Raw genomic sequence first — 10,551 nt, 5'->3', positions numbered from 1 at the left:
ATTTATGCCCCGATTGTTGTTAAGTTAGTACTGTGTTTAGAAGGAAGACAAAGGTCTAATTTTTTATTTTCAAAAAAAAATATTGCAGGTATTGATTATTTAAAAATATATTTGTATGTATAATTTGAGACCCAAAATGATACACACAATACACTCAATACGAGTACGTTACGCAGAAACAGACCCCATGAAATATGTCTACTACGGCAACTATGCAGCCTATTTCGAAATTGGCAGAGTAGAGCTATTTCGAAGCATAGGAATGTCATATGATGAGATTGAAAACCAGGGAATTTGGTTACCCGTTTCTGATTATAAAATTAAGTATTTAAAACCAGCTTTGTACGATCAAAAATTAGAAATTCACACTTATATAAAAAAAATACCCGGAGTAAGAATAGAATTTGAATATGAAATTTATAATGAGGAAGGTCTAAAAATTACAGAAGCCTCCACTACCCTATTCTTCTTAGATTCAAAAACCGGTAAAATCATTAAATGTCCGGATCAACTTCTCCAACTTATTGAAGAAAACTGGACTACTCCATAAGATCTAACAGATATAAATACAAAAAGGATTTTTTTTAAAATAAACAATTCCTTTCCTTTGCTAAACTTTTTTAATTAATTGAGATATGAAGATTGCATTTCTAGGTCCGCACGCCAGTTTCACACAGCTGGCAACCACACAACTTTTTCCAAACGAAGATCTTTTGCCACAGGCTAATATTTTAGACTGTTTTGAAGCGGTAGAAAAAGGAGAGGTTGATAAAGCTGTTGTCCCTTTGGAAAATTCAATTGAAGGTACGGTATCTATGACACTGGATTATTTATATAAAACACCATCAATAAAGATAGAGGCAGAGGCAGTAATGCCTATTGCTCACCATTTAATGATCCACCCTAGCAACAGAATTGAAGAACTTGAAAAAATTTATTCACATCCTCAGGCTCTAGCTCAAAGCTTCCATTCTTTGGATACTCATTACAAAAACATTCAAAGACAAGATTTTTCATCAACTGCTGCTGCTGCAAAATACGTATCAGAAAATCCTGATCAAAAGATTGCCGCTGTTGCCAACCAATTTGCAGCCAATCTTTATGGACTAAAAATAACCAATAGAAATATTCAGGATTTTGAACAAAACCATACCCGATTTATCGTTATTTCTAAAGAGCATAATCTTTACACAAATGAAAACCTTGAAGTTTTAGGAGAGAAATCAGGCTTATTAATCACCCTTCCCGAAGATCATGCCGGGGGGTTACATCAAGTATTATCCGTATTTGCCTGGAGAAAAATGAATCTTAGCAAAATAGAATCACGAACTTTAAAGACCGGGCTTGGGAATTATTTTTTCTATATTAATGTAGCCGGAGAATGGCATCCTATCTTACACGAAAATGCAATACAAGAATTAGAATCCATCCACGCAAGTGTAGATTTCCTGGGTAACTATAAAGAATTTTTACTGGAAAGTTAGAGGTTTAAAAAAAACATAAAATAATGGTATTATGATGCATAAATGCCATTATTTTACGAAAAGCTGTTGGTTAATACGACAGCTTTATTTTTATTATTAACGAAAAATTATTCAACAAAAAGGGATTTATTAATTTTTTTTTATTTACCTTTATTCCAAAAATAATTTTAAGTATATTTACTCATAGTAAAAATACGTAGTGTTATATTAAATATAATTCGTAAATTGTTAAAATATTTTAACAAACCATAGATTAAATTTAAATAATATATAACGCACGGGCATGATTTTTGCTTATTTTTACAAAACTAACTAGTACCATAACAATTTAAACTTTTATAACATGAAAACTAAAATTTCCACTCTGGTTCTATCTTTGATAGCAGCTCAGGCATTCTCACAGGTAGGAATCAACACGACTACACCAGCAGCAACATTAGACGTAAACGGGGACGTGAAAGTTAGAACAGTTCCTACAACCGCAACTACAACTGGATATAATGTCTTGATGTATAACACAGCAACAGCTGAAGTTGAGCAAGCAAATCCGGCACTATTAGCAAGTGGTGCTACAACGAACCCGACTATTTTCGCAGCTAAGAAAACAGCTGGAATCAGTTTATTAAGCTTAGGATTATTTCCATCTGGATTTAGAGCTGTAAATTTCCTTAATGCTGAAAGAACTTTAGGAAGTGCTGCATTATTTTCGGACACAGACAATACTTATACAATACCAAGCACTGGGGTATATGCGATAGGATTTACATTCCGTTATGGTACTGGATTACAGGCATCCATATTAGCAAACTCTCCAGGGGTAGGAATTGTAAGAACAAGAGCAGGGGTAGCGACTACAATTGACAGCCGTGCTTTTAGTGGCGCTAACTTAATTCTACTTAGTTTAACGATTTCAGAATCTAGCTTGAACTCATTATATTCTTTACAAGCCGGAGACAAGATTTCATTTGGACTTGTAGGATCTTCAGTTCTTGACGTTGGATTATTAGGATCAAGTGTAGCTTCATTCTATATTTATAAGGTATCTGAATAAGATTTAATTTAATCACTATACACCGTTAATCCATCATATGTCTATATGATGGATTAATTGTTTATAACCCGTCATTCCAAACATTTATTTATATTTGATTAAACAAGTAAAACTATGATGGCAAATTTCCTGGTTATTATATTAATTATATTAGTTGTAATTATTTACAACAACTTAAATAATAAGATAAAGGGGCTTGAAAGTAAAATTTCAGATCTACAGGAAAATACGCCTAAGCATATTACTACTGGCGAGACAAAAGAAGAACCCGGAATCCTCACTCAGGAAATTCCTTCATTTGAAACCCAACAAAGAACACAGTCATCGCCCGAAATTAATCCCGTTATCCAAGAGGAAATTCCGACAAACCCTCAGAAAGATTGGCTGAGCCCTATATTTACTTTTCTCAAACAAAACATCTTAGCCGTTATAGGAATTTTCACACTAGTCCTTGGGATCGGTTATTTTGTAAAATATGCTATCGATAAAAATTGGATCAATGAAACAGCAAGAGCAGCAATAGGCCTGTCTATCGGTTCTATAATAATTATAATAGGTCATTTTTTACGGAAAAATTATACTGTTTTTTCCTCTATCATCTTGGGAGGAGGAATTGCGATCCTATACTTTACCACTACAATAGCATTTCGGGAATACCATCTGTTCACCCAAAATACCGCTTTTATCATTACATGCTGCATCACTCTGCTATCTATAATCCTTTCTTATCTTTATAAAAGTGAAATCCTCATTATCTTTTCATTATTTGGTGGATTTTTAGCTCCCCTGATGATAAGCACAGGACAGAGTAATTATTTATTTTTGTTTACCTACATATCTGTCCTTAATATAGGAATGCTGATCATTACATTCCTAAAACAATGGAAAAGCGTTGGTGGAATCGCATTTTTTTTCACCCACTTATATCTTTTATACTGGATTATGGAAAAACCAGAAATACAAAGTATATATTTTTACCTTATAAATTATGTCATTTTCTATGCTTTTGCATTATTGAATTATAGCAAGAAGAACATCCTCTCTTCTTTCGATACCATATTACTGGTTCTTGTTAATTTCTTCAGTACATTGAGTTTAGTTTATATATTCAATACGCTTGGCTATGAACCTGTCATTATTTTTCCCGTTGTTTTTGCATTGGTTAATGGTGGATTACTTTTCAAAGAATACAGAAATAAAAGTTTTGGAAGTGCATATTCTGTTTTTGCAGGACTTACAATAAGTCTGGTGACAATTGCTGTGGTTTTACAATTTAAAACACATTTAATTACCAGTGTGTGGGCCATTGAAGCTACCCTACTTCTTTTCATCTGGAAAAAAACTACTATCAGTATTTTCAAAACATTCTTTTACATTCTTTTCCCTTTGGTCTTAATTGCACAAATTATTACGTGGACACAGTATTTCGATTCAAAACAGCTTACTGCTATTTTGAATCCCGTTTTTTTAACGAGTGTCATAACAATTGTGACGTTATTCTTTAATTTAATGTTACTTAAAAGGTTGCCTGGAAGTAATTTCACGAAAAACAGCTTCTTTGAAAATGCCTTTAAAATTATAAGCTATGCAACTATTTATTTTGCTTTGTTATTTGAACTGATATATCAGGTTTCAGAAAAACCCTTTGCTATTATTCTCTGTTTGGGATTATTGCTTAGTTTGTATTATATCTTCATTTTACTATTGCTAAATAAAAAACTGGAGATGAACAGATACACCGAAATTGGGTTGATCTATATATTCTTTTTTCTTACGATAATTCATGTTTCATTTTGTGCATCAGAGCTTATTACTTCTATTTTATTAAAAAAGATAACAATTACCACCTACGCCATTTATTTACTATACGTAATTCCTATCATTTATATTTACCGGAAACTCAGACCGACACTGCATTTATCAAAAACACGGGTATTCTATTGGATATCCGCATTTATCTTGGTTGTTATAGTAAGCTGTGAGATGTATCATTTTTATATCCTGGGAACCGCAACCATTTCTACACTTTACCCGTTGCAAAAACATTTCAGCATTTTATATCTACCAATTATTTGGGCCATCCTTTCCAGCATTTTCATTTATACCGGTTTAAAGAACGACAACCCAGAATTTAACAAAATTGGATTTACACTCATCGGAATTACAATCCTCAAGCTTTATGCCTATGATGTTTGGCAAATGGACAATATCTCCAGGATCATTGCTTTTATTCTGTTAGGAGTTATTTTATTATTAAGTTCTTTTATGTTCCAGAGATTCAAAAACATGATCAAAAATCTGGTTGATAAAAAAGATGACAGCAATGGAAACCAAAATTTAGAATCTTAGCGAAATGCGTTATCAATACAAAATTTACAATTTAGATCAAATTTCCATTTTAATTTTATAAAAAATACTTATATTTAGCAAGTTTTTAATAGTTACTTATTCTATAGATTATGAAAAAAATACTTTATTCTTTTTTGTTATTATCTTCCGCCTTTTTGTTTGGCCAGAAGAACCCTGCTGCTAAATTTGCTGTCGCTAACGATATCGTAGGAACTGTAAATATGTTCAAAGACAAGCCTGATTTCATCCAAAGTATGCATGTGTATAAAACTCCCGCTACCTTACCGCAGAACCTTAAAAAATTCAGTTACATTGCGGAAAATGGAATTACTGAGTTTAAAATTAAGAAAGGTTATGAAAATCTGGATAGGATAACATTAGCACAGCTTAATACACAAAACGATCTGCCAAAAGAAACCCCGGTAATTATTGAAGGCTATGAATTCACTAATACTGACACTCCCATCTACGCGGATATTTTAGCGAAGACTGAAGTAAAGGATTACAATGGTAAGAAATCATTATTCATTACGACTACTCAGAAATAATATTTACCGATATAATATAAAAGGATACTCGAACGAGTATCCTTTTTTTTAATATTTATTGTTCCACTTCTTCTTTAGTTCATCGTAGATCTTTTTTTCGGTTGCATTATCTCCCGGCTCATATAATTTTGTATGTTTAATTTCTTCCGGCAGGAAATCCTGATCTACAAAATTACCTTCATAAGAATGAGCATATTTATAGTCTTTGCCATAGTTAAGATCCTTCATTAATTTAGTAGGAGCATTTCTAAGGTGTAGAGGCACAGGAAGGTTTCCCGTCTGCTTTACCAAAGCCAATGCGTTATTGATAGCCATGTAGGTTGAATTGCTCTTCGGAGAAACGGCAAGATATACAGCTGTTTCGCTTAAGATAATCCTTGATTCCGGGTTACCGATTACATTTACTGCCTGGAAGCAATTATTGGCAATGACTAAGGCATTCGGATTCGCCAACCCAATATCTTCGGCCGCCAGAATGAGCATCCTTCTTGCAATAAATTTGATATCCTCTCCCCCTGCAATCATTCTTGCTAGCCAATATACCGCTCCATTTGGATCACCTCCACGCATAGATTTGATGAAAGCAGAAATAATATCATAATGTTGTTCTCCATTTTTATCATACAGCGCCATCGTTTCCTGCAAAACATCGAGAACATCTTCATTAGAAATCTCCTTTGTTTCTGAATTCTTATACTGATTGAGAACAAGTTCTACAGAGTTGATAAGCTTTCTGCCATCACCCCCGGAATATTGAATAAATGCTCCTTTCTCAGTTATTTTTAAATCCACACCCTCTTCCTTATTATATTGCTTTAAAGCAATATCAACAAGTTCTTCCAACTTTTCGTAAGTCAAAGCTTTCAGGATATAAACCTGACTTCTTGAAAGCAAAGCAGAAACTACCTCGAAGCTGGGGTTTTCTGTAGTAGCACCAATTAAAACGATCCACCCTTTTTCTACAGCATGGAGTAACGAGTCCTGTTGTGATTTGTTAAACCGGTGAATTTCATCAATAAATAAAATAGGTGATTTTCCGGAAAACAAATTCTGCTTTTTAGCTTCATCGATTACATCACGGACATCTTTTACACCGGACGAAACTGCCGAAAGTTTATAAAACTTCCTTCCCGATTTTTCAGAGATAATTTCGGCTAACGTTGTCTTTCCCGTCCCTGGTGGCCCCCATAAAATAAGAGAATTCAATGTATCATTCTCGATCATTTTTCTTATTGTCCCTTTCTCACCTGTAAGATGTTCCTGCCCAAGGACTTCATCTAAAGTTTTAGGTCTCAATTTCTCAGCTAACGGAATATTTTGATTCAAGATACTTTAAGATTTTTGTTTGATTGTTTCAGTTTTACCCTCCCGAAACTTATAACAAATTTAAACTAATTTTCATTTTTTTACCCTATTTTTGCATTGTTTTGAAATTAACAATCAATAAAATCATTACTTTTCCTTTGGTAATTTTAATTAAATTTTACCAATGGTTTATCTCGCCCTTACTTCCTAAAAACTGCCGTTACGAACCTACATGTTCTCATTATATGGTAGAATCATTGCAGGTTCATGGTATTTTTAAAGGATTTTGGTTGGGTATAAAAAGAATTTTGAAATGCCATCCCTGGGGAGGAAGTGGATATGACCCTGTTCCCCCAAAGAAATAAAAATTCAATATAAACTATCAAAAAAATAGAAATGAGTAATATCTTTTTCAGAATGTACCTCGTGGTATTTGCGTTCATAGGCCAATGTCTTTTTGCACAGGAATATCCAGGTGGTCTTTCGGACGGAACTTTAAAAGTGAATTCTACAGAAATTCCAGTAAAAATCTATTCAACAACTGAAATAGTAAATCTGGATTCTTTTGTTGACAGGCCAATAAACAATAATGTTTTGGTTATTCTGAATAAATCCAACTTTGAACCAGCTTATGAATCCGGCTCTATTATTTTGAGCAAATATAAAAGCGCCAAGTATCAATTTTTCGACAAGAACTTCAAATTAATTGAAACTGACGCTACTAAAGAAAACATTGAAACTTTTAAATATGCTGTAAAATCAGACAAACCGATTGCAGCTTCTGATAAGGTTGAATTGGAAACTCCTTTTAAAATATGGGATCCTTCAAACGGAATTAAGCTGGGCCCTGTTACTCTTCATTTTTATAGCCTTATGTTCATTTTCGCATTTGGACTGGGTTATATTATAATGGCAAGGATCTTTAAAATTGATAATGTAAACATTAAATATCTAGAACCTCTCTTTACATGGACTTTAATTGGAACTATTCTTGGTGCAAGATTGGGACACGTTATTTTCTATCAGCCAGAATTGTTCAAAGAGGATTTCTGGAGTGTATTTTTACCCATCAGCACAAAAAACGGATTGAAATTCACAGGGTTTTCAGGATTGGCAAGTCACGGTGCTACTATCGCACTGATCTTCACTACGCTTTATTATTCATTTAAAATCATTAAGAAAAATCCATTTTGGGTTTATGACAGAATCGGAATTGTCGTTGCATTAGGAGGTGCTTTTGTAAGAATGGGTAATTTTTTCAACTCAGAGATTGTAGGAAAACCTGTTGATCCCAATTCACCTTTTGCTTTACTTTTCCCACAGCAAAGCAGCGAATATGGTATTACGGTACCGCGTTATCCTACTCAACTGTTCGAAGCATTTGGCTATGTGTGTCTGTTTATCCTTTTATGGGTTCTTTACAAAAAGACGGATAAGAAATATCAGCAAGGATGGTTATTCGGATTATTCTTCATCATTCTTTGGGCAGTAAGATTCTTTGTAGAGTTCTTAAAGGAGCCACAGGGAGATGAGTTTATACAGATTGGGAATTTAAATACAGGTCAGGTACTTTCTATCCCTTTTATGATTGCCGGAGTAATTATTATGTTGATTTCTAAAAAGTTCAGAATCACCCCTGAGCAAAATGCCAAACCAGAATAGGAACCAACTCTTTTAAGATACAAAAAGCCACAATTGAATTGTGGCTTTTTTAATATGTTTCAGCTTGTAAATCTATTTTTGAGGTTATAATTTAACCGCTGTTTTTTTATTCAGTTTTTCAAATACATTCCCAAATTCGTTAATTAAATCAGAAGGAAGCATCGATTCTTTTGAATATTTTTCTGCTGCATAATCAGCCGCTTTTCCATGAATCCACACACCTAAAACAGCTGCTTCTTCCTCCGAATATCCCTGTGCCAATAATGAAGCTAATACTCCCGTAAGAACATCTCCACTCCCACCTTTAGCTAAACCAGCATTTCCAGTGGTATTATAATACACTTTACCTTCCGGACTTACAACCTGTGTGTGGTGATCTTTCAATACAATGTAAATTTGATACTCCTTTGCTTTCTGACGAGCCAATTCCAATCTTTCAAAAGAATCTTTAGTTTCTCCAAACAATCTTTCAAATTCTTTAGGATGAGGAGTAATGATCGTGTTCTTTGAAATCAGGTTCAGGTTTTTCTTATTTTCGGAAATCATATTCAGTGCATCTGCATCTAAAACCAAAGCCCCTTCATATTCTTTTAAAAATTTCAAAAGTGCTTTTTGTGTTTCAGAATTTGTTCCCATTCCTGGCCCGATTCCATAAACTGAATTTTCATTGATCTCCCAAGTGTTTGTAAATTGATCACCCGTTTTTATAAACATTGCTTCGGGGCACGAAGTCTGTAAAATATCATATCCGCAACCTGGAGTCATACTAAAAGTAAGACCGGCACCAGTCTTTAAAGCAGCCTTTGTAGCAAGTACCGCAGCTCCCATCTTTCCATAACTACCCGCAACAATATTTACCCTTCCATATGTTCCTTTGTGAGAAAACTCCTGTCTTGGTTTAAAGATGCTTTTGACCAATTCATCATTAATAGCGAAGTCGTCAGTTTCTGTGATATAGATATAATCCTTATTTAAGTCTATATCTAATATCTCAACTTTTCCAGTGAATTTTCCACTTTCAGGATGCATAAAACTCTTTTTCCAAAACTGAAAGCTTAGTGTATAATCTGCTTTAAATATACTTGAAGTGTCATCAGAAATCTTATCTGCAAAAAGTCCTGAAGGAACATCTATCGATATTTTAACGGCATTAACAACATTTAAATAGTCGATGAGCTCTTTGTATTCTCCCTCCGAAACTCTTGATAAGCCTATTCCAAAAAGTGCATCGATAACAACCGTATCATGATCAAACTGATATTGAAAAACCTCACTGAATTTCTCTATTGAAATTCCAGATACTCCCTCTAATCTTTCAAAATTAACCTGCGCATCATCGGAAAATGTTGATTTTGGGCTGCTGACAAATACATCGACCTCAAATCCTTCTGCATGCAGCAGTCTAGCAATAGCAAACCCATCTCCTCCATTATTTCCTTTACCGCAGAAAACGACAAACTTTTTATGATTTTTACAGTGTTCAGACAACCAGCTGACACATGATTGTGCAGCACGTTCCATTAATTTTATAGAAGATATCTGATCATTTGATATCGTGAATTGGTCACAATCTTTTATTTGCTCCTTCGTAAATATTTTCATTTCATATTAGTATTCGACTAATGTATAATATTTTTTATTAATGCCAAATGCCATGATACCACATTCATTTTATTTAAAAAGAATACAAATAAATATCCCATAAGAGCGAAAAAAATAACAATTTTAGTTATATTTGTGTAATACACAACATAAAAAAAATAAATTATGGGATTTATAAAAGAATTTAAAGAATTCGCAGTCAAAGGCAATGTCATTGATCTTGCAGTAGGGGTAATCATTGGTGCAGCTTTCGGAAAGATCGTTTCATCATTTGTAGAAGATGTTATTACACCTCTTTTACTTAATCCTGCTCTAAAAGCTGCAGGCGCAGAAAACATCAAAACATTAGTCTGGAACGGTGTTACTTATGGTAACTTTTTGGCAGCAGTTATTAATTTCTTATGTATTGCTCTTGTTTTATTCGTGATGATCAAAGGAATTAATAAAATATCCAAAGCAAAAGAAGAGCCTGCTCCAGCAGGACCAACTGATGACCAAAAATTACTAATGGAAATCAGAGATCTATTAAAGAATAAAAATAATATATAAC

Annotated in this window: 10 protein-coding genes; 8 read left to right on the top strand and 2 right to left on the bottom strand. The window is 33.7% G+C overall.

Annotated features, from left to right (window positions below):
• The first annotated feature begins 136 nt into the window (after positions 1-136).
• The 5 genes from CEY12_RS22160 (at position 137) to CEY12_RS22140 (ending at position 5,432) form a co-directional block, all read left to right on the top strand.
• Positions 137-550 carry an acyl-CoA thioesterase gene (locus CEY12_RS22160; RefSeq protein WP_089029726.1) on the top strand — a complete coding sequence of 138 codons (414 nt, stop codon included), beginning with the start codon at positions 137-139 and terminating at the stop codon, positions 548-550.
• An 85-nt stretch (positions 551-635) separates the two neighbouring features.
• Positions 636-1,484, top strand: a complete 849-nt coding sequence (pheA, locus tag CEY12_RS22155) for a prephenate dehydratase (RefSeq protein ID WP_089029725.1) — start codon at positions 636-638, stop codon at positions 1,482-1,484.
• 343 nt (positions 1,485-1,827) lie between these two features.
• Positions 1,828-2,535 carry a hypothetical protein gene (locus CEY12_RS22150; protein ID WP_089029724.1) on the top strand — a complete coding sequence of 236 codons (708 nt, stop codon included), beginning with the start codon at positions 1,828-1,830 and terminating at the stop codon, positions 2,533-2,535.
• A 114-nt stretch (positions 2,536-2,649) separates the two neighbouring features.
• A complete protein-coding gene (locus CEY12_RS22145) occupies positions 2,650-4,884 on the top strand; it encodes a DUF2339 domain-containing protein (protein ID WP_228409753.1) in 2,235 nt (744 codons plus the stop codon).
• 110 nt (positions 4,885-4,994) lie between these two features.
• Positions 4,995-5,432, top strand: a complete 438-nt coding sequence (locus CEY12_RS22140) for a hypothetical protein (protein ID WP_089029723.1) — start codon at positions 4,995-4,997, stop codon at positions 5,430-5,432.
• A 48-nt stretch (positions 5,433-5,480) separates the two neighbouring features.
• On the opposite strand, the gene CEY12_RS22135 is transcribed toward CEY12_RS22140, so the two are convergent.
• Complete coding sequence (locus tag CEY12_RS22135) at positions 5,481-6,758, bottom strand: replication-associated recombination protein A (protein WP_089029722.1); 1,278 nt, start codon at positions 6,756-6,758, stop codon at positions 5,481-5,483.
• Between the two features lie 125 nt (positions 6,759-6,883).
• Between CEY12_RS22135 and yidD the strand changes: the two genes are divergently transcribed.
• The gene (gene yidD, locus CEY12_RS22130) at positions 6,884-7,102 is read left to right on the top strand and encodes a membrane protein insertion efficiency factor YidD (RefSeq protein ID WP_089029978.1); all 219 of its coding nucleotides are present in this window, start codon (positions 6,884-6,886) and stop codon (positions 7,100-7,102) included.
• 430 nt (positions 7,103-7,532) lie between these two features.
• The gene (gene lgt / locus CEY12_RS22125) at positions 7,533-8,399 is read left to right on the top strand and encodes a prolipoprotein diacylglyceryl transferase (protein WP_228409849.1); all 867 of its coding nucleotides are present in this window, start codon (positions 7,533-7,535) and stop codon (positions 8,397-8,399) included.
• Between the two features lie 84 nt (positions 8,400-8,483).
• On the opposite strand, the gene CEY12_RS22120 is transcribed toward lgt, so the two are convergent.
• Positions 8,484-10,001 (bottom strand): NAD(P)H-hydrate dehydratase, encoded by a 1,518-nt coding sequence (locus CEY12_RS22120; RefSeq protein ID WP_089029720.1) that lies wholly within the window; start codon positions 9,999-10,001, stop codon positions 8,484-8,486.
• Positions 10,002-10,166: 165 nt separating this feature from the next.
• Here CEY12_RS22120 and mscL point away from each other — a divergent pair, with 165 nt between their 5' ends.
• Entirely contained in the window at positions 10,167-10,550 is a 384-nt protein-coding gene (gene mscL / locus CEY12_RS22115) for a large conductance mechanosensitive channel protein MscL (protein WP_089029719.1), read from the top strand.
• Position 10,551 lies beyond the last annotated feature (1 nt).

The organism is Chryseobacterium sp. T16E-39, assembly GCF_002216065.1.
Lineage (GTDB): Bacteria > Bacteroidota > Bacteroidia > Flavobacteriales > Weeksellaceae > Chryseobacterium.
Note: the sequence above shows the minus strand (reverse complement) of the source record. Positions and strands in the feature narration are given on the sequence as shown.

Coding starts and splice junctions, on each gene's coding strand:
- CEY12_RS22160 (WP_089029726.1), top strand. CDS start 137: ATGATACACACAATACACTCAATACGAGTACGTTACGCAGAAACAGAC.
- pheA (WP_089029725.1), top strand. CDS start 636: ATGAAGATTGCATTTCTAGGTCCGCACGCCAGTTTCACACAGCTGGCA.
- CEY12_RS22150 (WP_089029724.1), top strand. CDS start 1,828: ATGAAAACTAAAATTTCCACTCTGGTTCTATCTTTGATAGCAGCTCAG.
- CEY12_RS22145 (WP_228409753.1), top strand. CDS start 2,650: ATGATGGCAAATTTCCTGGTTATTATATTAATTATATTAGTTGTAATT.
- CEY12_RS22140 (WP_089029723.1), top strand. CDS start 4,995: ATGAAAAAAATACTTTATTCTTTTTTGTTATTATCTTCCGCCTTTTTG.
- CEY12_RS22120 (WP_089029720.1), bottom strand. CDS start 10,001: ATGAAAATATTTACGAAGGAGCAAATAAAAGATTGTGACCAATTCACG.
- mscL (WP_089029719.1), top strand. CDS start 10,167: ATGGGATTTATAAAAGAATTTAAAGAATTCGCAGTCAAAGGCAATGTC.